The 22565-nt window shown below is 38.9% G+C and carries 20 protein-coding genes and 2 pseudogenes; 17 read left to right on the top strand and 5 right to left on the bottom strand.

The window, feature by feature from the left end; genetic code table 11:
• The first annotated feature begins 4 nt into the window (after positions 1–4).
• The 6 genes from ABZ559_RS07595 to phoU are packed head-to-tail and all read left to right on the top strand — an operon-like array spanning position 5 to position 4955.
• Positions 5–871: a phosphate ABC transporter substrate-binding protein PstS family protein gene (locus ABZ559_RS07595; RefSeq protein WP_367005785.1), complete on the top strand. Its 867-nt coding sequence runs from the start codon at positions 5–7 to the stop codon at positions 869–871.
• Between the two features lie 10 nt (positions 872–881).
• Entirely contained in the window at positions 882–1802 is a 921-nt protein-coding gene (gene pstC / locus ABZ559_RS07590; RefSeq protein ID WP_367007644.1) for a phosphate ABC transporter permease subunit PstC, read from the top strand.
• Positions 1792–2679, top strand: a complete 888-nt coding sequence (gene pstA, locus ABZ559_RS07585) for a phosphate ABC transporter permease PstA (protein WP_367005782.1) — start codon at positions 1792–1794, stop codon at positions 2677–2679. The genes pstC and pstA overlap by 11 nt, the downstream gene beginning before the upstream one ends.
• Positions 2680–2694: 15 nt before the next feature.
• Positions 2695–3498, top strand: coding sequence for a phosphate ABC transporter ATP-binding protein PstB (gene pstB, locus ABZ559_RS07580; RefSeq protein ID WP_018376354.1), 804 nt, complete (start codon positions 2695–2697; stop codon positions 3496–3498).
• An 11-nt stretch (positions 3499–3509) separates the two neighbouring features.
• The gene (gene pstB / locus ABZ559_RS07575) at positions 3510–4268 is read left to right on the top strand and encodes a phosphate ABC transporter ATP-binding protein PstB (RefSeq protein ID WP_273404500.1); all 759 of its coding nucleotides are present in this window, start codon (positions 3510–3512) and stop codon (positions 4266–4268) included.
• 33 nt (positions 4269–4301) lie between these two features.
• Complete coding sequence (phoU, locus tag ABZ559_RS07570) at positions 4302–4955, top strand: phosphate signaling complex protein PhoU (protein WP_018376352.1); 654 nt, start codon at positions 4302–4304, stop codon at positions 4953–4955.
• A gap of 534 nt (positions 4956–5489) precedes the next feature.
• Here phoU and ABZ559_RS07565 read toward each other — a convergent pair.
• From ABZ559_RS07565 to ABZ559_RS07555, 3 genes and pseudogenes are all read right to left on the bottom strand, one after another.
• Positions 5490–6656 (bottom strand): IS30 family transposase, encoded by a 1167-nt coding sequence (locus ABZ559_RS07565; protein ID WP_367005779.1) that lies wholly within the window; start codon positions 6654–6656, stop codon positions 5490–5492.
• A 172-nt stretch (positions 6657–6828) separates the two neighbouring features.
• Positions 6829–7497 carry a hypothetical protein gene (locus ABZ559_RS07560; protein ID WP_044668516.1) on the bottom strand — a complete coding sequence of 223 codons (669 nt, stop codon included), beginning with the start codon at positions 7495–7497 and terminating at the stop codon, positions 6829–6831.
• A 6-nt stretch (positions 7498–7503) separates the two neighbouring features.
• Positions 7504–7656: pseudogene (locus ABZ559_RS07555) on the bottom strand (helix-turn-helix domain-containing protein); the annotation flags it as partial.
• On the opposite strand from ABZ559_RS07555, the pseudogene ABZ559_RS07550 reads away from it, so the two are divergent.
• Positions 7655–7948: pseudogene (locus ABZ559_RS07550) on the top strand (hypothetical protein); the annotation flags it as partial. The pseudogenes ABZ559_RS07555 and ABZ559_RS07550 sit on opposite strands and share 2 nt — an antisense overlap.
• Positions 7949–8134: 186 nt before the next feature.
• On the opposite strand, the gene guaA reads toward ABZ559_RS07550, so the two are convergent.
• Positions 8135–9697 carry a glutamine-hydrolyzing GMP synthase gene (guaA, locus tag ABZ559_RS07545; protein WP_367005776.1) on the bottom strand — a complete coding sequence of 521 codons (1563 nt, stop codon included), beginning with the start codon at positions 9695–9697 and terminating at the stop codon, positions 8135–8137.
• Between the two features lie 380 nt (positions 9698–10077).
• On the opposite strand from guaA, the gene ABZ559_RS07540 reads away from it, so the two are divergent.
• The 9 genes from ABZ559_RS07540 (at position 10078) to ABZ559_RS07500 (ending at position 18883) form a co-directional block, all read left to right on the top strand.
• A complete protein-coding gene (locus ABZ559_RS07540; RefSeq protein ID WP_018375697.1) occupies positions 10078–11640 on the top strand; it encodes a 2-isopropylmalate synthase in 1563 nt (520 codons plus the stop codon).
• Positions 11641–11660: 20 nt separating this feature from the next.
• Positions 11661–12695: a 3-isopropylmalate dehydrogenase gene (gene leuB, locus ABZ559_RS07535; protein WP_367005775.1), complete on the top strand. Its 1035-nt coding sequence runs from the start codon at positions 11661–11663 to the stop codon at positions 12693–12695.
• On the top strand, positions 12692–12964 hold the full coding sequence (locus tag ABZ559_RS07530; protein ID WP_018375695.1) for a DUF1294 domain-containing protein: 273 nt from the start codon (positions 12692–12694) through the stop codon (positions 12962–12964). The genes leuB and ABZ559_RS07530 overlap by 4 nt, the downstream gene beginning before the upstream one ends.
• Before the next feature lies 1 nt (position 12965).
• Positions 12966–14351 carry a 3-isopropylmalate dehydratase large subunit gene (leuC, locus tag ABZ559_RS07525; RefSeq protein ID WP_018375694.1) on the top strand — a complete coding sequence of 462 codons (1386 nt, stop codon included), beginning with the start codon at positions 12966–12968 and terminating at the stop codon, positions 14349–14351.
• Between the two features lie 13 nt (positions 14352–14364).
• Entirely contained in the window at positions 14365–14955 is a 591-nt protein-coding gene (leuD, locus tag ABZ559_RS07520) for a 3-isopropylmalate dehydratase small subunit (RefSeq protein ID WP_018375693.1), read from the top strand.
• A 698-nt stretch (positions 14956–15653) separates the two neighbouring features.
• Positions 15654–16148: a GAF domain-containing protein gene (locus ABZ559_RS07515; protein WP_277291010.1), complete on the top strand. Its 495-nt coding sequence runs from the start codon at positions 15654–15656 to the stop codon at positions 16146–16148.
• The gene (gene dnaX / locus ABZ559_RS07510; RefSeq protein WP_367005771.1) at positions 16148–17827 is read left to right on the top strand and encodes a DNA polymerase III subunit gamma/tau; all 1680 of its coding nucleotides are present in this window, start codon (positions 16148–16150) and stop codon (positions 17825–17827) included. Before ABZ559_RS07515 ends, dnaX begins: the two co-directional genes overlap by 1 nt.
• A 66-nt stretch (positions 17828–17893) precedes the next feature.
• The gene (locus ABZ559_RS07505) at positions 17894–18487 is read left to right on the top strand and encodes an AAA family ATPase (protein ID WP_367005768.1); all 594 of its coding nucleotides are present in this window, start codon (positions 17894–17896) and stop codon (positions 18485–18487) included.
• A 21-nt stretch (positions 18488–18508) separates the two neighbouring features.
• Positions 18509–18883: a hypothetical protein gene (locus ABZ559_RS07500; protein ID WP_317335274.1), complete on the top strand. Its 375-nt coding sequence runs from the start codon at positions 18509–18511 to the stop codon at positions 18881–18883.
• A gap of 42 nt (positions 18884–18925) precedes the next feature.
• Here ABZ559_RS07500 and ABZ559_RS07495 read toward each other — a convergent pair whose 3' ends face one another.
• Positions 18926–19915, bottom strand: coding sequence for an L-lactate dehydrogenase (locus ABZ559_RS07495; RefSeq protein WP_018375685.1), 990 nt, complete (start codon positions 19913–19915; stop codon positions 18926–18928).
• Between the two features lie 182 nt (positions 19916–20097).
• Here ABZ559_RS07495 and gyrA point away from each other — a divergent pair, with 182 nt between their 5' ends.
• Positions 20098–22557: a DNA gyrase subunit A gene (gyrA, locus tag ABZ559_RS07490; RefSeq protein WP_367005766.1), complete on the top strand. Its 2460-nt coding sequence runs from the start codon at positions 20098–20100 to the stop codon at positions 22555–22557.
• The last annotated feature ends 8 nt before the right edge of the window (positions 22558–22565 follow it).

The following is a 22565-nucleotide window of genomic DNA, read 5'->3' as shown; positions in this document are numbered from 1 at the left end:
CAAAATGAAATTAAGAAAAAATTGGCTAATTCTACCATTGCTTCTTGTTTTTGCAACGACTTTATCAGGCTGTGCTAGCTGGATTGACAAAGGACAATCTATTACTAGCGTAGGCTCGACTGCTCTTCAGCCCCTTGTTGAGGCTGCAGCGGATGAATTTGGTTCAACAAACCTCGGAAAGACGGTTAATGTTCAAGGTGGTGGATCTGGGACAGGACTTTCTCAAGTACAATCCGGTGCCGTTCAAATTGGGAATAGCGACGTTTTCGCCGAAGAAAAAGATGGTATTGATGCTAGTAAGTTGGTTGATCACCAGGTTGCAGTTGCAGGGTTATCTGTAGTTGTAAATGAAAAAGTTAGCGTTGATAATTTAACAACAGAGCAGCTACGCAAGATTTTTACAGGAGAATACACGAACTGGAAACAAGTTGGTGGATCAAATCTTGCCATTACTATTATTAACCGCGCGGCAAGTTCGGGTTCTCGAGCCACCTTTGACAGTGTTATTATGGATGGTAAGACAGCCGTTCAAAGTCAAGAACAGGATTCAAATGGTATGGTTAAATCAATTGTATCTCAGACGCCAGGTGCGATTTCCTACCTTGCTTTTGCGTATGTGGATGATTCTGTAAAAACATTGAAATTAAACGGCTTTAGTCCAACTGCGGAAAATGTTACAACAAACGATTGGCCATTGTGGTCTTACGAACATATGTACACTAAAGGTGAGGCTACAGGTTTGACTAAGGAATTTTTGACTTTTATGATGAGCGATGAGGTTCAGAAGGGAATTGTTACTGGAATGGGCTATATTTCGATTAATGACATGAAAGTTATAAAAAGTGCTGATGGCACTGTGACAGCTAAGTAAAGGAGAGATGATGAATAATCAAGAATTAGCTAAGAAGCTGACTTCGCCGTCCAAAAATTCACGATTGGAAAGATTTGGTAAAACTCTTACTTTTTTGTGCCTTTCTTTAATTGTCCTTATTGTGGCAATGATTTTAATTTTTGTTGCTCAAAAAGGTCTATCTACTTTCTTTGTTGATGGTGTTAACATTTTTGATTTTCTATTTGGAAGTAAATGGGAGCCTAGTTCGAAAATATTCGGTGCTCTTCCAATGATTGCAGGGTCATTTATTGTGACAATCCTATCTTCGTTGATTGCAACGCCTTTTGCTATAGGTGCGGCTGTTTTTATGACTGAAATTTCACCGAAGTATGGTGCTAAAATTTTGCAGCCCGCTGTTGAATTGCTTGTTGGTATTCCATCGGTTGTTTATGGTTTCATCGGATTACAGGTTGTCGTACCATTCGTTCGCTCTATTTTTGGCGGAACTGGATTTGGTATTTTATCTGGTGTCTTTGTTCTTTTTGTTATGATTTTACCAACAGTAACCTTTATGACGGTAGATAGTCTAAAGGCAGTTCCACGCCACTATAAAGAAGCCAGTCTTGCAATGGGAGCAACACGCTGGCAAACTATTTGGAGAGTTATCTTGAATGCTGCACGTCCGGGAATTTTTACGGCTGTTGTCTTTGGAATGGCTCGCGCCTTTGGTGAAGCATTGGCAATTCAGATGGTTGTCGGAAATTCGGCTGTGATGCCGACGTCATTAACAACTCCAGCAGCAACACTAACCTCTATTTTAACCATGGGGATTGGTAATACTGTTATGGGAACTGTTCAGAATAATGTTCTTTGGTCACTTGCATTAGTCTTACTTTTGATGAGTTTGGCATTTAACAGTGTGATTAAATTGATTACGAAAGAGAGAGGTAAGAAGAACTATGCACGCTAAAAAAGTTGATAAATTAGCAACAGGTGCGCTTTATTCAATTGCTATTATCATTGTTGCTATTCTCACCTCGCTTTTATGTTATATTCTGTTTAGAGGCTTGCCACATGTTTCTTGGTCGTTTTTGACTGGGAAGTCGTCTTCTTATCAGGCTGGTGGTGGTATTGGAATTCAGTTGTATAATTCCTTCTTTCTATTAGTAGTCACCCTGATTATTTCAGTACCTATTTCCATGGGAGCGGGAGTGTACTTGTCTGAATATGCTAAAAAAGGACGTTTGACGGATTTTGTTCGAACTTGTATTGAAATCTTGTCATCTCTGCCATCTGTTGTTGTTGGTCTTTTTGGTTATCTGATTTTTGTAGTTCAATTCCAATATGGTTTCTCAATCCTTTCAGGTGCACTCGCTCTTACAGTTTTCAACTTACCTCAGATGACTCGAAGTGTAGAGGATAGTTTGCGCAATGTTCATCATACACAACGCGAAGCAGGTCTTGCACTAGGAATTTCTCGTTGGGAAACTGTGCTTCATGTCGTTATTCCAGAAGCTCTTCCAAGTATTGTAACGGGTATTGTACTTGCTTCTGGTCGTATTTTTGGTGAGGCAGCTGCCCTTATCTACACAGCTGGACAATCTGCACCAGCTCTTGACTGGGGAAATTGGAATCCACTCAGTGTGACGAGTCCAATTTCTATTTTCCGTCAATCAGAAACTCTTGCAGTCCACATTTGGAAAGTTAATAGTGAAGGAACGATTCCAGATGCAACAATAGTATCAGCAGGAAGTGCAGCGGTACTTTTGGTTGTCATCTTGATTTTCAATCTATCTGCTCGTTTTATTGGTAAAAAGTTACACCAAAAACTAACGTCAGCATCCTAAAGGAGAAGGAGAGACATGACTGAATATAATTGGAATGAAAGGCATATCATTACTTTTCCAGAAGAAAAGTTAGCCTTATCAACGAAGGACTTACATGTCTATTATGGTGAAAAAGAAGCTATAAAAGGCATTGATATGCAGTTCGAAAAAAATAAAATCACAGCCCTCATTGGTCCGTCCGGATGTGGAAAATCTACCTTTCTACGTAGCTTGAATCGGATGAATGATACTATTGATATCGCCAAAGTAACAGGTCAAATTTTATTTGAAGGCATTGATGTTAATGCACAAAATATTAATGTCTATGAGATGCGAAAACATATCGGAATGGTTTTTCAACGTCCAAACCCTTTTGCGAAATCAATCTATAAAAATATTACGTTTGCTTACGAGAGAGCTGGATTGAAAGATAAGAAAGTTCTTGATGAAATTGTTGAAACTTCACTGAAACAAGCTGCACTTTGGGATCAGGTAAAGGATGACTTGCATAAATCTGCATTTACCCTGTCTGGTGGTCAACAGCAGCGGTTGTGCATTGCACGTGCTATTGCTGTTAAACCTGATATTCTTCTTATGGACGAGCCCGCGTCAGCGTTGGACCCTATTGCAACGATGCAGTTAGAAGAAACTATGTTTGAGTTGAAGAAAAATTATACTATTATTATTGTGACACACAATATGCAACAAGCTGCTCGGGCTAGTGATTACACAGGTTTCTTCTATTTAGGGGACTTGATTGAGTATGATAAGACTAATAACATTTTCCAAAATGCTAAATTACAATCGACAAGTGATTATGTCTCTGGACATTTTGGATAGAAAGGTAAGAGATGACAGAACCTATTTTAAAAGTAAGCGATTTATCTGTTTATTATAACAAGAAAAAAGCGCTGAATAATGTGTCAATGGAATTTTATCCAAATGAAATCACAGCTTTGATTGGACCATCGGGTTCCGGGAAATCAACCTTACTGAGAGCTATCAATCGTATGGGGGACTTAAATCCTGAGGTGAGTTTGACAGGAAGTATTATGTATAATGGACACAATATTTATAGTCCTCGAACTGATACTGTTGAACTCCGTAAGGAAATAGGTATGGTTTTCCAACAACCAAATCCTTTTCCAATGTCTATTTACGAGAATGTTGTTTACGGTCTTAGGATAAAAGGGATAAAAGATAAGCATATTCTTGATGAAGCAGTTGAAAAATCACTTATTGGTGCATCAATTTGGGATGAGGTAAAAGATAGATTGCACGATTCAGCAGTTGGCCTATCTGGTGGTCAGCAACAGCGGGTTTGTGTAGCACGTGTGTTGGCAACCAGTCCTAAAATTATTCTTTTGGATGAACCGACATCTGCACTGGATCCTATTTCTGCTGGTAAGATTGAAGATACTCTGTATGGTTTAAAAGAACAATATACTATGTTGATTGTTACGCGTTCTATGCAGCAAGCATCACGTATTTCTGATCGAACAGGATTCTTTTTAGATGGTAATTTAATTGAATACGGAAAAACAAAAGAAGTATTTATGAATCCCCAACGAAAAGAAACAGAGGATTATATCACTGGTAAGTTTGGTTAAGACTTATTTGTAGTCTTTAGAAAGAGATTGTTTATGTTAAGATCAAAATTTGACGAAGAATTAGATAAATTGCACAACCAATTTTATTCAATGGGAACAGAGGTATTAGGACAAATTAATAAGACTGTGCGCGCCTTTGTTAGTCACGATCGTGTGTTGGCTAAAGAAGTTATTGAAGAAGATGAGGTTGTTAATGAATTTGAAACAAAGCTGGAAAAGAAATCTTTAGAGATTATTGCCCTTCAACAACCCGTATCGCACGATTTACGTACTGTGATTACTGTTTTAAAAGCTTCAAGTGATATTGAGCGTATGGGAGACCATGCTACATCTATTGCTAAAGCTACCATTCGTATGAAAGGGGAAGAACGAATTCCAGTAGTTGAAGAGCAGATTAATAAAATGGGTAAAGCTGTTAAGCAAATGGTTGAGGAAGCCTTGAATGCTTATATCAACGGTGACAGTGAGAAAGCTTATGAAATTGCGGCATCTGATGAAGTGATTGATAATTATTTTAAAGATATCCAAGCCTTGGCTGTTGAAGAAATCCGCAAAGTACCAGATGCTGTTTTTGCTGGCAAGGAATATTTTCAAGTATTAATGTATCTTGAACGCATAGGTGATTATGCTCGAAATATTTGTGAATGGGTTGTTTACCTCAAGACTGGTAAAATAATTGAATTATAGTCTCTTAACCCTAATGGTTAACTTATAGGTTTGTTTTCTACTACTGATTAAGAACAATCGGTTTTATTGGCTCAAACTATTTTCTGGCTCTGTGACTCTTTGTCAACTATAGTGGGTGACTTATAATTAGCAACGAGAGTGAATCCGGTTGGTTCTCTATTTTCTACTATTTATCAAGCCTATCAAGGTTTTAGAGAAAAAATAATTTTCATACAGTCATCAAAATAGAGAAGTGACCTTACTTTACACTAAAGATTTACATAAAAAGTGGGTAAATTCTCAAAGTAAGTTCTAGGTCTGAGTCTCCCAGAAGTTACTATGAGAAAACTGCATAAAACCAACAGAATTTAGTCTCAGACTAAGTTCTGTTTTTGACTAAAATGAGGCTTCAAGGGTGTTTTTGGCTTGAAATTGTTGAAAAAAAGAGTACACTAAAGTTACTGGCTCTGAGACGTCTCAAAGTAAGTTCTAGCTATCTGGAATTTGGGATGGGACAAGTTCCTTTCTATTTTTGATTAATTTTTTTGATAAAAACTAGTGATTATTTAGTAATCGTGGAGATTGAATGACGTTCTCAGGGTCAATTTTAGAGATACCCAAAAGTGTTGCCAATTCCTCACCGTAGGTAAATGTAAAGAGTTCATAAGCCGATTTTCCGTTGAAAGAAGCTCGTTTGACGCTGTTGACATGCGAACAAACCAGGTTGATGTCCTCCTGTGTCAAGTTGTCAAACGAACTGCCTTTAGGAAGAATATCTCTGATAAGTGTGTGATTCTTCTCAATTCTCCCTTTCTGGTCAGAACGATTGGGGTCACAGAAGAATAGCTTTGATTCTCCGCGAACATCCCTTTCGATGTCGTCCACTCTGGCGAATTCACCACCATTGTCGGTCAGAATGACAGGGAATAGTTCGCAGAAGTCTATCTCTTTCTGATGCAGGTCGTTTTTGATAATGTAGAGGTGTTTAGCGACCTCATTAGCTGTTTTATTATCAAGCAATCGAGCGAAAATAAAGTTACAGAAGGAGAGGTTGAAGGTTAGAAGAACTTTTCCTCCAATCCGTCCAGTAACGGTGTCCATTTCCAGCCAATAGCTGATGCCTTCTTTTGTGAGAAAGCGTTGGAAGTCCTCATAGGACCGTCCTTCTTTGGCAGTTTTAGGAATGGGAGGAAGATCTCTTGTTCGACGTTTTCTGAATTTCACGACACGGGGGAAATCAATAGGCTTTGTGGAAAGATATCCTTTTTCAAGGTATCGGTAGATAGAAGCTCTGGATGCCGAAAGTTCGTTTGAGGCGATGATGTGGTTGAGATGTTGTCCCTTTTGTATGGCTGAAGAGACAATCTCGTCCATACGATAGAATTCTTCTTTGTTTAGGGCAACGCCTGTTCTCGACTCCGAGAGCTTAGCTTCATAATCAAGCTGAGCTCTTTTGGCATAGTAGAACTGTTTCTGGTATCCACAGTTCAATCTCTTTTTCGGACAGGCATTACAAACGTAGGGAGCCTTTTTGAGCAGAGGGCAGGCCTCACAATTGGAAGCACTAGAGTTCTCTTTTGTCACCCTATTTCTCCGAACTTCTTTTGAAATTGTGGACGGATCTTTTCCTAACTTAGCTGCTATAGCCGAAAAGGTTTTGAGCTGTTCAATTCCTATTTGAATATCATTGCGATCAGAGAGAGTTAAGTGTTTGTTTTTCATTGTCAGTTACCAACTTGTCCCATAGTAAGTTCTACCTTATTTTTTTGTCTCAGTCTAATTTCCAGCTTTGGGGGTAGACTAGAACTTACTTTGAGAATTTAGGAGGATAAAAATTTTATGACAATAAAAAAATCCCCACACGAAGTGAGGGAAAAAATGTTATAATAAAAGTTTAATCATTTTTGTTTATCAAATTTTCAAGTGTTATTTTATCTATTATTGGTAATAAAACATACTTTGCTAGCAAATCTAATTTTTCTGGAAGATTTTTAAAACTAAGAAAGGAATCCTTATCTTTTGATGATAGAGTAACAGAAGTTTTTTCTTCAAATGAAAATACTGAATCCTTCTCTGAAATGTATATAGTATCAAACCGATTATATGTAAAATCTATAAATTTATCTTTTAATTCTTCATAATAAGGACTCGCTAAAGAAAAGTTTTGTTGGAAATATTCTTTAATATCCTCTGTATTTGTTAATGATAAATTTAATAAGTGTTTGGAATATTCTGGGATTTCTTGAATATCAAGAATCATTGCGATAAAGAAATCTTCTAAATAATCATCTATATTATCACCCCAAAGTAATTCGTTTTCATCATGAAAATAATTTGAATCATGAACCAAAGAATTTAATGCTCTTTTTGGAATCAAATATCGATTATTGCTAGTTAATTTATTATTTATAATATCTTCTATTAAAGTTCTGTCATCTGGATAAAAATCTACCAAACTTTTACTTAATCCTTTATTTTGAGAATTCTCATATAGCATTTTTATCCGTTGCGAACACCGATTAAAAATTAAATGACAAGAGTTTTCAAATTTTGTTATTGTCATAAGAGATTAGTCCTCCACTTCATCTGGAATATAAGTAATCACATCAGACACATTGCAATCTAAAATGAAGCATAGGGTATCTAATGTAGCTGTAGTTATTGGTTTTCCTTTTTTCATCCTGTGTAGCGTATTACTGGATAAGCCGTGGTGGAATATTAGTGTTCAACGGCAAAATTCTGAAGAAATTTCATATTCTGGACAGGGAAATTTTTTTGACTACATAAAGCACCCAGGTTTAAGTAGATATACATGTTGGCAAGTCTTAGTTACTGTATCAGATTTAGACAATAAAAGAAAAGTCGAACTGACAGCAGTCGGAGAAAGTCCAATTAGTTACCTAATAAATAACTTTCTCTCAATCATTACTTTTGATACCTTATTCCAAGGTCATCGAAATCTCAATTTCGGTATATCCAAGGAAAAGGCTAAATATTTTTCTAATTTGTTATAAATGATGATTTATAGAAAAAAAGCTCTCTTAGTACATATTCATACTAAGAGAGCTTTTTGTAATCTATTTGCCAATTTTGGCGGGGAAATTGGCGGGGTACCTTGTCTAAAAAGATAAAATTTATACCATTCTAATGTCGAAAAACCTTATGAAATCGGCGTAAAACGTTCAATTTTACTTTCTATATTATTCCCACTCAACAGTTGCCGGTGGTTTGCTGGTGATATCATAGACGATACGGTTGACGTGATCTACTTCGTTTACGATGCGGACGGAGACTTTTTGTAAGACATCCCAAGGAATACGAGCGAAATCAGCTGTCATACCATCAATAGAGGTAATCGCACGGATAGCAATAGTATAATCATAGGTGCGGCCATCACCCATAACACCGACAGAACGGACGCCTGTATTGACTGTGAAATACTGCCAGATATCGCGATCTAAGCCTGCTTTAGCAATTTCTTCACGCAAAATAGCATCAGATTCACGAACCGTCTCAAGTTTTTCAGCGGTAATCTCACCCATAACACGAATAGCAAGTCCAGGGCCTGGGAAAGGCTGACGCCAAACGATCTCATCGGGCATACCAAGAGCCGTTCCTAGAGCACGTACTTCATCCTTAAAGAGGGTATTGAGAGGTTCAATTAATTCAAACTGCATGTCTTCAGGAAGTCCACCAACGTTGTGGTGAGACTTGATGGTTTGAGCTGTTTCGGTACCAGATTCAATGACATCGGTGTAGAGGGTTCCTTGGGCTAGGAAGTCCACACCTTTCAGTTTACTTGCTTCATCATCAAAAACATAGACAAATTCATTACCAATGATTTTACGTTTTTTCTCAGGGTCGTCCACACCAGCAAGAAGATCCAAGAAACGTTTCGAAGCATCAACACGGATAATGTTAAGTCCGAACTTACCGCCAAGCATTTCCATAACCTGATCACCTTCTCCTTTACGGAGAAGTCCGTGGTCAACGAAGATACATGTCAATTGATCACCAATAGCACGTTGAAGAAGGACACCAACAACTGAGGAATCAACTCCACCAGATAATCCAAGAAGGACCTTGCGAGTACCAACTTTTTCACGGATTTTTTTGATTTCCATATCTATAAAATTATCCATTGACCAGTCGCCACGTGCACCACAAATATTAAAGGCAAAGTTACGAAGAATATCATTTCCATAAACAGAATGTCTAACTTCTGGGTGGAACTGAATGCCATAAATATTTTTTTCGATATTTTCAATAGCAGCATAAGGGCAATCACTAGAGTCACCGACAAGGTGGAAACCAGCAGGAATTTCAGTAACGGCATCACCATGGCTCATCAAGACAATTTGTTCCTCAGGTGTATTGGCAAAAAGTGTTGATTTTGAACGTAAATGTAGCGTTGATTGCCCATACTCGCTACTACCTGTTTGTCCTGCCGGCACAACTTTACCTCCAAGCTTATCAGTTAAAAGTTGCATACCATAACAGATTCCAAGAATTGGAATACCGAGTTCAAAAATGTTCTCGTCAATGCCAAAAGCATCCTCAGAATAAACTGAGTTAGGCCCTCCAGACAATACAATACCAATTGGCTTGATAGCACGAATCTCATCTGCTGTAATTTTATGGCTTTTCAATTCAGAAAATACGCCAAATTCACGAATACGTCGAGCTATCAGTTGGTTGTACTGGCTACCATAATCTAGAACGATAATTTTTTGGACATCATTCAAAGTAGAATTATCAGTCATTGTTTTCCTTTCCTTCTAGGCTAGTTAAAAAACTAACAGAGTCTAACTTATTTTAGCATAATTCAAAAGATTTTTCAGTATATTCTTGTATGAAATTAAAATTTTAGTTTTTGGCAGAAAGTGAGATCCTCTAATAAAGTACTTTTTTCAGTTTTTTGCTATTGACAAAATAGTCAGAAAATTATACAATACTTACAAGTAAACATCGAAAGGAAAAAGTCAATGACATTCGCAAGTATGACAGTTTTACTATTGCGTAATGAGGGCTAATGCAAAGGCATTAGTCCTGTTTGGCTTACCAAGCGGGATAGAAAACATCTCGCTTGGGTTTCTGAGTGAGGTGTTTTTATTTTTTAATAAAATAATGAAAGAGGTCTTTTATGCGTAAAGTTGAATTTCTTGACACGACTCTCCGTGATGGAGAACAGACTCCTGGAGTAAATTTTTCAATCAAAGAAAAAGTTGCTATCGCAAAACAATTGGAAAAGTGGGGGATTTCTTCCATTGAGGCAGGCTTTCCTGCAGCAAGTCCAGATTCATTTGAAGCGGTGAAACAAATTTCAGCAGCTCTAACGACGACTGCAGTGTCAGGTTTAGCACGTTCAGTTAAATCAGATATCGATGCATGTTACGAGGCTATCAAAGATGCTAAATTCCCCCAATGTCACGTTTTTATTGCGACTAGCCCAATTCATCGTGAATATAAGCTAAAAAAGACCAAAGAAGAAATTCTTGAGATTATCAAAGAACATGTGACTTATGCTCGTGAGAAGTTTGAAGTGGTTGAATTTTCACCTGAAGATGCAACACGTACAGAATTAGATTATCTACTTGAGGTTGTCCAGACAGCAGTTGATGCTGGTGCAACCTACATCAATATTCCTGATACCGTCGGTTTTACAACGCCAGAAGAATATGGTTATATTTTCAAATATCTGATTGAAAATACCAAGTCTAATCGCAAGATTATTTTTAGTCCACATTGTCACAATGATCTTGGAATGGCGACTGCTAACACACTTGCTGCAATTAAAAACGGTGCGGGACGTGTGGAAGGAACTCTTAATGGGATTGGTGAGCGTGCGGGAAATGCTGCGCTTGAAGAAGTTGCAGTCGCTCTTAACATTCGCGAAGATTATTATCAAGCAACGTCAGATATTGTCCTCAATGAGACGGTTAATACCTCTGATATGGTGTCGCGTTTCTCTGGAATTCCAGTGCCTAAGAATAAAGCAGTTGTAGGAGGGAATGCTTTCTCACATGAATCAGGTATCCATCAGGATGGGGTTCTTAAAAATCCTCTTACTTATGAAATCATTACGCCAGAATTGGTTGGAGTTAAGAAAAACTCTCTCCCTCTCGGAAAATTGTCAGGCCGTCATGCCTTCATTGAAAAACTTAAAGAACTGGAGTTGGCATTTGAAGAAAGTGAAGTCATCCCACTTTTTGCCAAGTTTAAAAAGTTGGCTGATAAAAAACATGAAATCACTGATGCTGATGTCAGAGCTCTCGTCGCAGGAAATGACATTGAAAATCCAGAAGGTTTCCATTTCAAAGATTTGAAACTAACTTCAAATGCTGATGAGACAGTGACAGCAGAAGTTTCTATGGTTAATAACGATGGTGAAGAAGTCAATGTTATTGCTAACGGCAAGGGTTCGGTTGAAGCGGCTTACAATGCTATTGATAAATTCTTCAATCAGACAGTGAAATTGCTAAGCTATACCATGGATGCTGTAACTGATGGAATCGACGCTCAAGCCCGCGTTGCTGTTTCTGTTGAAAATGTTGACACAGGGACTATTTTCAATGCTGCGGGTATTGACTTTGATGTCATGAAAGCAGGAGCTATCGCTTATGTCAATGCAAACGCTCTAGTTCAAAAAGAGAATGCGGGAGAGATTGGTAAAAGTGTTTCTTTCCGTGATGTTCCAAACGAATAGGATTAGGAAAAGAGGAAAAGATGAAAAAAATCGTAACGCTAGCTGGTGATGGTATCGGACCAGAAATTATGGCCGCTGGTTTAGAAGTGCTCAATGTTGTTGCCCAAAAGGTTGGTTTTGAATATGAAACACAAGCTAAAGCTTTTGGTGGTGCAGGAATAGATGCCAGTGGACATCCCTTACCAGCCGATACCTTAGAGGCGGCTAAATCTGCAGATGCTATTTTGTTAGCAGCTATTGGTAGTCCGCAGTATGATAATGCTCCAGTTCGGCCGGAGCAAGGTCTACTGGCCATTCGAAAAGAGCTTAATCTTTTTGCTAATATTCGTCCTGTCCGTATTTTTGATGCGTTGAAGCACTTGTCACCTCTCAAGCCTGAACGCATTGAAGAAGTTAACTTCGTTGTTGTTCGTGAGTTGACTGGTGGTATCTATTTTGGAGAACACATTTTGAACGAAGAATCTGCACGTGATATCAATGATTATTCAGCAGACGAGATTCGTCGTATCATGCGTAAAGCGTTTGAAATCGCACGTGGGCGAAATAAAAAAGTTACTAGCATTGATAAGCAAAATGTTTTAGCAACATCTAAACTTTGGCGCAAAGTAGCAGAAAAAGTAGCAAAAGAGTATCCAGATGTTACTTTGGAACACCAGTTAGTTGACAGTGCGGCAATGATTATGATTACTAATCCAGCACGTTTTGATGTCGTTGTGACTGAAAACTTATTTGGTGATATATTGTCTGACGAGTCATCTGTCTTGCCTGGTACCCTTGGAGTTATGCCATCTGCCAGTCATTCTGAAGATGGGCCAAGCCTTTACGAACCAATTCATGGCTCTGCACCAGATATCGCTGGTAAAGGTATTGCTAATCCAATATCGATGATTTTGTCGGTAGCCATGATGTTACGTGAGAGCTTTGGAGAAAATGCTGGTGCTGAGATGATTGAAAATGCTGTTGACAAGACTTTAGCGCAAGGTGTTTTAACACGTGACTTAGGTGGACAAGCAGATACCGCAACAATGACAGCGGCTATTATTAAAAATCTATGAGTGTCAAAATAATACTTTATTTCTCCATAGTACTTTGGAATGGCATCGTTTTTACAAGTTATGGTATTGACAAAAACAAAGCTAGAAAGGGACAATGGAGAATTTCAGAGAGACTTCTACTGCTAGAGAGTATATTTTTCGGCGGGTTAGGGGCTTTCTTGGCCGGACACCTATTTCATCATAAAACGAGAAAATGGTATTTTCAGTTGGTTTGGTATTTAGGAATCGTGATGACTTGTGTTTTAATGTATTTAATTTGGAGAATCTAATATGAGTGGAAAATCAATTTTTGATAAGCTTTGGGAGCGCCATGTAGTAACTGGTAAAGAAGGCGAGCCTCAGCTAATGTATGTGGATCAGCATTATATCCACGAAGTAACCAGCCCACAAGCCTTTCAAGGCCTTCGTGATGCTGGACGAAAAGTACGTCGTCCTGATTTGACATTTGGGACAACAGACCATAATGTGCCGACCGTAGATATTTTTAATATCCGTGATTTGGTTTCAAAAAATCAAATCGATACACTTGCTCGCAATGTGGAAGAATTTGGTATTGACGCAGCGACTCATGGTACTGAACGTCAAGGAATTGTACATATGGTTGGACCTGAAACAGGCCGTAGTCAACCAGGTAAATTTGTTGTTTGCGGGGACAGTCATACGGCTACTCACGGAGCTTTTGGTGCGATTGCTTTTGGTATCGGGACATCAGAAGTGGAGCACGTTTTTGCCACACAATGTCTCTGGCAAGTTAAACCTAAAAAGATGAAGGTTGAATTTATTGGAACACCACAAAAAGGGGTTTACTCAAAAGACTTCATCCTCGCCTTAATTGCGCGTTACGGTGTGGATGCTGGTGTTGGTTATGCTGTTGAATACTGCGGTGAAGCTATTGATGCTCTGTCAATGGATGAACGAATGACTATTGCTAATATGTCCATTGAATTTGGCGCTAAGATGGGTCTGATGAACCCAGATCAAAAAACGTACGACTATGTTCAAGGTCGCCCTTGTGCTCCTAAAGACTTTGAAGCTGCTGTTGCAGACTGGAAGACATTGGTTTCAGACCCTGATGCTGAGTACGATAAGGTCATTACTATTGATGTATCAAAATTAGCACCGATGGTGACTTGGGGAACTAATCCAGAAATGGGTGTTGAATTCGATCAACCATTTCCAGAAATTAAGGATATGAACGATGAACGTGCTTACCATTACATGGATGTGAAACCTGGTGATAAGGCTGAAGATATTGATCTTGGTTACGTCTTTATTGGTTCTTGTACCAATGCCCGTCTGTCTGACCTCGAATTGGCCGCTAAATTTGTTAAAGGCAAACATATTGCGCCGACACTGACAGCTATCGTGGTACCGGGTTCTCGTCCTGTTAAGAAAGAAGCAGAGCGTCTTGGACTTGATAAAATCTTCTTAGATGCCGGCTTTGAATGGCGCGATCCGGGATGCTCAATGTGTCTTGGTATGAACCCAGACCACGTGCCAGAAGGTGTTCACTGCGCATCGACAAGTAACCGTAACTTTGAAGGACGTCAGGGATATGGAGCTCGTACCCATCTGTGCAGCCCTGCCATGGCAGCAGCGGCAGCTGTTGCTGGAAAATTTGTCGATGTTCGTCAAATGACAGAAGTTCAAGGATAGGGGGGAAAGAAAAATGGAAAAATTTACTGTCTACACTGGGAAATCTGTCCCTTTGATGAATGACAATATTGATACCGACCAGCTCATTCCAAAGCAATTCCTAAAAGCCATCGATAAGAAGGGTTTTGGGAAGAATTTACTTTTTGAGTGGCGTTACCTCAATGATGATTATGATGAAAATCCAGACTTTATCTTCAATAAACCAGAGTATCGGGATGCAACCATTCTGATTTCGGGGGATAATTTCGGCTCAGGCTCGTCACGTGAGCACGCAGCCTGGGCTCTGGAAGATTACGGTTTCCGCTGTGTGATTGCAGGCTCTTTTTCAGATATTCATTACAACAATGAACTGAAAAATGGCATGCTTCCAATTGTTCAGCCACTTGATGTCCGTGAAAAATTAGCAGCTCTGCCAGCCGGTGAAGAAATTACTATTGATTTGCCCAATCAGCTGATTAAGTCGTCTGTGGGGGAATTTCCTTTTGATATTGACCATGAGTGGAAGCGTAAACTGGTCGAAGGGCTTGATGATATTGGCATTACGCTTCAATACGAAGAACTAATTGCGGCCTATGAAAAGCAACGCCCGGCTTACTGGCAGTAATCGTACCATTTCTGATGCTGATTTAAGTGAGTTAAAAAAGTGAACAAGTAATTGCCAATAAGGTTGAGATACTTGTTCGCTTTTTCAATATACTTTGAAACTAACGGTTTTTAAAATTTTTGTTTTGCTATTCCATCATGCTCTCAAATTATTTGGCTTGAAACACAGTGATTGACTAAGGAGAGATTTTTTGTAAACTTGGATAGTGATAATCGGTATTAGGACCAATATACTAATGAAGGTGATAAGTTAGGAATTTAAAATCTAGCCAATGATTAAGGACGCTTCAGTTCAAGCCTAAAGGGGGATCTAATTCATTAAAATTTCTCCGGATTTGAGTAAGATAGTAAGTTGATATTGAGCTTAATCCACTCACTATTGTCGCTAAATCAGAATTTTAGATTTTTTTGAACTTGATAGATAAAAGTCCGAAATCATAAGAAGTTTGACAAGTTAAAAAAGAATCAACAACTAAAGTCAAAAATGATCTTTGTGGGAAAATGAGTACTAAATAATAAACGGGAAAGACAAACCACTGTTTCCTTAAAAATAAGTTTAGTTTAAAGACTAGACTTTGGAAAAGGACGGGGGCTGCAAAAGGATTGTTTCAGGTTAATACTTGACCACACTCTCGTTTTTCATGCCCTCTTGTTCTTTCAATCTTTGCTATCATTCTATAAAATGATATAATAATATCTATGAATAACGCAGAAAAAATTTCAAATTATCAAATTCTTATTTCCCAAGCCCAAGCCATGTTTGCTAAGGAGACAAATCCTCTTGCGAATTTATCAAATGCTTCGGCCATGCTTAATATGACCTTGCCCAATTCTGTTTTTACAGGTTTTTATCTGTTTGATGGAGATGAGTTGATACTGGGGCCTTTTCAAGGTGGGGTATCTTGTGTCCATATTGCTCTAGGAAAGGGTGTTTGCGGGCAAGCTGCTGCTGAAAGGCAAACCTTGATAGTAGATGATGTGACCAAGCATGACAATTATATTTCCTGTGATTCCGCAGCTATGTCAGAAATCGTAGTACCTATGGTTAAGAATGGTAAATTAATAGGTGTTTTAGACTTAGATTCTCGTTTGACGGGAGATTATGATGTCATTGATCAGGAATACCTTGAAAAGTTTGTAGCTGTGCTATTATCAAAAACAAATTTTAATTTTGATATGTTTGGGGTGGAATAATGTATCAAGCACTTTATCGAAAATACCGAAGTCAGGCTTTTGACGAGATGGTTGGGCAAGACATTATTTCAACCACTTTAAAACAAGCGGTGGCTTCAGGAAAAATTAGTCATGCCTACCTCTTCTCAGGACCGCGTGGTACAGGAAAAACTAGTGCTGCTAAAATTTTTGCCAAGGCCATGAACTGTCCCAATCAAGTAGACGGTGAACCTTGCAATCATTGTGACATTTGCCGTGACATTACTAATGGCAGTCTGGAAGATGTCATCGAAATTGACGCTGCCTCAAACAACGGTGTTGATGAAATTCGCGACATTCGTGATAAGTCAACCTATGCCCCCAGCCGTGCGATTTATAAAGTTTATATCATTGATGAAGTCCATATGCTGTCAACAGGAGCTTTCAATGCCCTTTTAAAAACTTTGGAGGAGCCAACTGAGAATGTCGTTTTCATCCTAGCAACGACAGAATTACACAAAATCCCTGCGACTATCTTGTCGCGTGTGCAGCGTTTTGAATTTAAAGCTATAAAACAAAATGCGATTCAAAAACATTTGGCAACTATTCTTGATAAGGAAGAAATTAGTTACGATCAGGATGCACTTAACCTAATTGCTCGTCGTGCCGAAGGTGGTATGCGTGATGCCTTATCTATCTTGGATCAGGCACTTAGCCTTTCTGTAGGTAATCATATTTCTCTTAACGTTGCTGAGGAGATTACGGGAAGTATTTCTTTGGGAGCTCTAGATGATTATGTCAGCAGTATCATCGCTCACGAAACGACTCAAGCTTTAACAAATCTAGATGTGATTTTTGATTCGGGCAAGAGTATGAGCCGTTTTGCCACTGACTTATTAACCTATTTACGTGATTTATTGATTGTGCAGTCAGGTGGTGAGAATAACCACAGCAGTCCCATTTTTGAGGAAAATCTTTCTTTGAGTCAAGATTTGATTTTTAAGATGATTGATCTTGTTACAGAAGATTTGTTACAAATAAAAACGGCAGGACAGCCTAAAATTTATGCCGAAATGATGACCATTCAATTGTCGGAATTACACGCAGCTTCAGCGCCAGCTGATTTACCAGAAAACCTGGTTGGCCAATTGAGTCAGCTACAAGCTGAAATCAGTGAACTAAAAAAAGAAATAGCTTCGTTATCAAATGGATTTGTCCCTGCTAGTGCAAAGCCAGTTCAAGCTAAATCAAAATCAGGGTTCAAGTTCAAGGTTGATCGTCTTAAAGTGTTGACAATCATGGAAGAAACTGTTGTGGATAGCCAAAAATCGCGAGAATATTTAGATGCCTTAAAAGGCGCTTGGAATGAAATCCTAGATAGTATTTCAGCACAAGATCGAGCACTTTTGTTAGGTTCTGAACCTGTTTTGGCTAACAGTGAAAATGCTATTTTGGCATTTGATGCGGCCTTCAATGCTGAACAAGCTATGAAACGTTCAGATTTGAACGATGTTTTTGGCAATATCATGAGTAAGGCTGCTGGATTTTCTCCAAATATTATAGCCGTTCCACGCAAAGATTTTAATAGTATTCGTTCAGAATTTGCACAGAAAATGAAGACACAAAAGCAGGAGAATGTTCCTGAAGAAAATACAGACAAGCATTTTATTCCTGATGGATTTAATTTTTTAGCAGATAAAATTCAAACGGTCGAAGACTGAAGGCTAGCAAATGATTGTTTTCTGAATCTAAATACAATGCTTTCGGACAGGAGAAAGGTGGCTCTAATGATTATTTGGTTAAATGGTGCGTTTGGTAGTGGCAAAACGACCTGTGCTTTTGAGTTACAGAGAAGACTGCCAAATGCATTTGTCTATGATCCTGAGGATTTGGGCGAATTTTTAAATTACCATTTTCCTAAATCATTGCAAGAGAATGATTTTCAGGACTATCCTTTTTGGCGTCAGTTTAATTATGCTATGTTAAGACAGATAGCAAAAGAATTTGATGGCATTATCATTGTCCCTATGACTGTTACGAATCTAAGATATTACGATGAACTTATTGGTCGTTTGATTGCAGAAGGAATTACGGTTAAACACTACATTTTATCGGCAAGCGCAAAAACGTTAAAGCAACGTTTGAATAAGCGGCTGGAATTTGGTCAGACATGGGGTAAACGACACATTGATTCCTGTATTGAGGCTTTCGAAAACGTTATAACCGGTAGAATAATCATGACAGATCAGATGACTATAGACGCCATAATTGAAGTAATTGCTGAAGAATCTTCGATAAGTCTTATACCAGACAAAAGATTTCCTGTCAAAAAATGGATTGACAGGAGAAAAATAACCCTAAATCATATTCGTAAAGGGTAAGTTATTTTTAAGGAGAAGCAATTGATAAAAAAATTTATTAGTCACCATCCAGAGCAAGCTTTCTTATTTTTATTTAATACGGGCGTGTTTGCTTGGCTTCAAACGACAGGGCTAGCCATCGCTACTAAACTGGGGTTTGACTCTATCCAAGCGGAGTCTCTTTTAGCCTATATTCCTGATTGGTTGCGTTTTTTGCTAGGTGATTCTTTGGAAAGATTGCAGAGCTTTTTTGGCAGTTATGCAATAGCTTGGTTAGTGGTTTCTATGGTACTGGCCATTCTCATCAGATTTATCAAAGGCCTTGTAAAGCTAATCATATTCCTTGCCATCATTGTTATTGGAATTTACTTAATTTGGCAGAATCAGGCCATTTTGAGAAATCTTATGCAGTATTAAAAAAGCCAATCCATTTGGAGAGGCTTTTTCTATGTTTATAAATTAGTTTTTAGAAGCTGCTTGGAAATCTGGGTTTTGCCAAGCTTCATCAATGATAGCTTTTAATTCTTTTGCAGAAGCTTGCATTTTTTGAGTTTCAGCATCATTCAATGGGATATTGATTGGACGTACAATACCGTGCGCACCAACAACAGCAGGCTGACCGATGAAGCAGTCAGTAACACCTTCGTATTGACCATCTTGGAATACTGAAAGTGGAAGGACAGCATTTTCATCATCAAGGATTGCTTTTGTAATACGAGCAAGAGCTACAGCGATACCGTAGTAAGTAGCACCTTTTTTGTTGATGATCGTGTAAGCAGCGTCACGAACGCCCTCAAACAAGTCGATTAATTCTTCAGCGTTGAAATTGCGAACATCTTTAAGGTAGTTTTCAAGGTTAACACCAGCAACGTTTGCATGTGACCAAACGGCAAATTCTGAATCTCCGTGTTCACCCATGATGTAAGCGTGAACTGAACGTGCGTCAATGTCAAGTTTTTCAGCCAAAGCCTGACGGAAACGAGCAGTGTCAAGAGATGTACCAGAACCGATAACACGTTCTTTAGGGAATCCTGAGAACTTCCATGTTGAATAAGTCAAGACATCAACTGGGTTAGCAGCTACCAAGAAAATACCCTTGAAACCTGATTCAACAACTTGAGTGACGATAGATTTGTTGATGGCAAGGTTTTTACCAACAAGATCAAGACGAGTTTCACCTGGTTTTTGTGGAGCACCAGCAGTGATTACTACGACATCAGCGTCAGCACAGTCAGAATATTGAGCAGCGTAGATTTTTTTAGGTGAAGTAAAGGCAAGGGCGTGGCTAAGGTCAAGCGCATCACCGACAGCTTTTTCATGAAGTTGTGGAATTTCAATAATACCAAGCTCTTGAGCGATACCTTGGTTTACTAGTGCAAATGCGTAAGATGAACCTACGGCACCGTCACCAACGAGGATAACTTTTTTGTGTTGTTTAGTTGCAGTCATTTCTAAACATCTCCCTTATTTTTTTTGGGTTGATACCCATACAACTCTATTTTAGCACGATAGCTTTGATATGTCACGAAATAAATTTGAAAATTTATGAAAACGGTATGCTTATTAGGGAATTTTCTTCAAAATATGGTATAATAAAATAGAGTTTTAGACTAGAAAAGGAGCTTTGCTTCATGCAAGATAAGAATTTAGTTGACGTTAATCTGACTTCAGAAATGAAAACCAGTTTTATAGATTATGCTATGTCAGTTATCGTCGCCCGCGCCCTGCCGGACGTAAGAGATGGCTTAAAGCCTGTTCACCGTCGTATATTATATGGTATGAATGAACTTGGGGTTACGCCAGACAAGCCTCACAAAAAATCAGCCCGTATCACTGGGGATGTTATGGGTAAGTACCATCCACATGGGGATTCGTCCATTTATGAGGCAATGGTGCGTATGGCACAATGGTGGTCTTATCGCCATATGCTAGTTGATGGTCACGGGAACTTTGGTTCAATGGATGGCGATGGTGCTGCTGCACAACGTTATACAGAAGCCCGTATGAGTAAGATTGCTCTGGAAATGTTGCGCGATATCAATAAGAATACCGTTGATTTTCAAGATAACTATGATGGTTCTGAACGTGAACCGCTAGTTTTACCAGCTCGTTTTCCCAACCTTCTTGTGAATGGAGCAACAGGGATTGCGGTAGGTATGGCGACGAATATCCCGCCACATAATTTAGGTGAATCAATTGATGCAGTTAAGCTGGTTATGGATAATCCTGATGTGACAACTCGCGAATTGATGGAGGTTTTGCCTGGACCGGACTTTCCGACTGGCGCCCTTGTTATGGGTAAATCAGGAATTCATCGCGCTTATGACACTGGAAAAGGTTCCATTGTCCTTCGTTCACGAACAGAAATTGAAACAACTAAGTCAGGACGTGAACGCATTGTTGTAACAGAGTTTCCGTATGGTGTTAACAAGACAAAGGTTCATGAGCATATCGTGCGTCTAGCACAGGAAAAACGTGTTGAAGGAATTACAGCAGTTCGTGATGAGTCTAGCCGCGAAGGTGTACGTTTTGTCATTGAAGTGCGTCGTGATGCATCTGCCAATGTTATTTTGAATAACTTGTTCAAATTGACAAGTTTACAGACTAACTTTAGTTTTAATATGTTGGCAATCGAAAACGGTGTTCCTAAAATTCTTTCGTTAAAACGTATTATTGAAAATTACATTGAGCATCAGAAGGAAGTCATTGTTCGCCGAACACGTTTTGAAAAGGACAAAGCCGAAGCCAGGGCGCATATTTTGGAAGGTTTGCTGATTGCGCTTGATCATTTGGACGAAGTTATTTCCATTATTCGTGCTAGCCAGACTGATGCAGAAGCTCAAGCAGAATTGATGAGTCGCTTTGATTTGTCAGAACGTCAAAGTCAGGCTATCTTAGACATGCGTCTGCGCCGTTTAACAGGGTTGGAACGCGACAAGATTCAATCGGAGTACAAGGAACTTTTGGACTTGATTGCTGATTTAGCAGACATTTTGGCAAAACCTGAGCGTGTCATTACAATCATCAAAGAAGAGATGGATGAAATTAAGCGTAAATACGCAGATCCACGCCGAACGGAGTTAATGGTTGGAGAAGTGTTGACTCTTGAGGATGAGGATTTAATTGAAGAAGAGGATGTTCTTATCACTTTATCAAATAAGGGATATATTAAACGTTTAGCTCAAGATGAATTTCGTGCTCAGAAACGCGGGGGGCGTGGTGTGCAAGGAACAGGTGTCAACGATGATGACTTTGTTCGCGAACTTGTTTCAACAAGCACTCATGATAGTTTGTTATTCTTTACTAACATGGGGCGTGTCTACCGACTGAAAGCTTATGAAATTCCAGAATATGGTCGAACGGCTAAGGGATTGCCAATTGTTAACCTCCTTAAACTTGATGACGGAGAAACGATTCAGACTATTATCAATGCTCGCAGAGAAGATGTTCAAGATAAATTTTTCTTCTTTACGACCAAACAAGGTGTAGTTAAACGTACTAGCGTTTCTGAATTCAACAATATCCGTCAAAATGGTCTTAAAGCCTTAAACTTGAAAGAAGATGATGAACTTATCAATGTTCTTTTGACTGATGGGCAAGATGACATCATTATTGGGACACAAACTGGGTATTCCGTTCGTTTTAACGAAGAGGTTGTTCGTAACATGGGACGTACGGCAACTGGTGTTCGAGGGGTTACTTTACGCATTGGAGATAAAGTTGTAGGTGCCTCTCGTATAACAGATGATCAAGAAGTTCTCGTTATCACTGAAAATGGTTATGGTAAACGTACAGCAGCGAGTGAATATCCAACAAAAGGCCGTGGTGGTAAGGGTATTAAAACGGCAAATATCACAAGTAAGAATGGTTCATTGGCTGGTTTGGTAACTGTCAATGGTGATGAAGATATTATGGTCATTACCAACACTGGGATTATTATACGGACAAATGTTGCTGACATTTCGCAAACAGGTCGTTCAACCTTGGGTGTAAAAGTTATGAGACTTGATCAAGAAGCAAAAATTGTGACGTTTGCACTTGTTCAATCAGTAGAAAATGAGGAAACAACATCTGTCTCTGATGAAAAATAGACAGTTTG

It is taken from the genome of Streptococcus sp. ZY19097, from assembly GCF_040731245.1.
GTDB lineage: Bacteria > Bacillota > Bacilli > Lactobacillales > Streptococcaceae > Streptococcus > Streptococcus orisratti.
This window is presented reverse-complemented; position numbering and strand designations above follow the sequence as displayed.

Excerpts from the sequence above, each read along its gene's own strand:
- ABZ559_RS07560 (WP_044668516.1), bottom strand. The coding sequence starts at position 7,497 with ATGACAATAACAAAATTTGAAAACTCTTGTCATTTAATTTTTAATCGG.
- ABZ559_RS07595 (WP_367005785.1), top strand. The coding sequence starts at position 5 with ATGAAATTAAGAAAAAATTGGCTAATTCTACCATTGCTTCTTGTTTTT.
- pstB (WP_273404500.1), top strand. The coding sequence starts at position 3,510 with ATGACAGAACCTATTTTAAAAGTAAGCGATTTATCTGTTTATTATAAC.
- ABZ559_RS07530 (WP_018375695.1), top strand. The coding sequence starts at position 12,692 with ATGAGTGTCAAAATAATACTTTATTTCTCCATAGTACTTTGGAATGGC.
- pstB (WP_018376354.1), top strand. The coding sequence starts at position 2,695 with ATGACTGAATATAATTGGAATGAAAGGCATATCATTACTTTTCCAGAA.
- ABZ559_RS07540 (WP_018375697.1), top strand. The coding sequence starts at position 10,078 with ATGCGTAAAGTTGAATTTCTTGACACGACTCTCCGTGATGGAGAACAG.
- ABZ559_RS07495 (WP_018375685.1), bottom strand. The coding sequence starts at position 19,915 with ATGACTGCAACTAAACAACACAAAAAAGTTATCCTCGTTGGTGACGGT.
- leuB (WP_367005775.1), top strand. The coding sequence starts at position 11,661 with ATGAAAAAAATCGTAACGCTAGCTGGTGATGGTATCGGACCAGAAATT.
- leuD (WP_018375693.1), top strand. The coding sequence starts at position 14,365 with ATGGAAAAATTTACTGTCTACACTGGGAAATCTGTCCCTTTGATGAAT.
- pstA (WP_367005782.1), top strand. The coding sequence starts at position 1,792 with ATGCACGCTAAAAAAGTTGATAAATTAGCAACAGGTGCGCTTTATTCA.
- pstC (WP_367007644.1), top strand. The coding sequence starts at position 882 with ATGAATAATCAAGAATTAGCTAAGAAGCTGACTTCGCCGTCCAAAAAT.
- gyrA (WP_367005766.1), top strand. The coding sequence starts at position 20,098 with ATGCAAGATAAGAATTTAGTTGACGTTAATCTGACTTCAGAAATGAAA.
- ABZ559_RS07505 (WP_367005768.1), top strand. The coding sequence starts at position 17,894 with ATGATTATTTGGTTAAATGGTGCGTTTGGTAGTGGCAAAACGACCTGT.
- dnaX (WP_367005771.1), top strand. The coding sequence starts at position 16,148 with ATGTATCAAGCACTTTATCGAAAATACCGAAGTCAGGCTTTTGACGAG.
- phoU (WP_018376352.1), top strand. The coding sequence starts at position 4,302 with ATGTTAAGATCAAAATTTGACGAAGAATTAGATAAATTGCACAACCAA.
- leuC (WP_018375694.1), top strand. The coding sequence starts at position 12,966 with ATGAGTGGAAAATCAATTTTTGATAAGCTTTGGGAGCGCCATGTAGTA.
- guaA (WP_367005776.1), bottom strand. The coding sequence starts at position 9,697 with ATGACTGATAATTCTACTTTGAATGATGTCCAAAAAATTATCGTTCTA.
- ABZ559_RS07565 (WP_367005779.1), bottom strand. The coding sequence starts at position 6,656 with ATGAAAAACAAACACTTAACTCTCTCTGATCGCAATGATATTCAAATA.
- ABZ559_RS07515 (WP_277291010.1), top strand. The coding sequence starts at position 15,654 with ATGAATAACGCAGAAAAAATTTCAAATTATCAAATTCTTATTTCCCAA.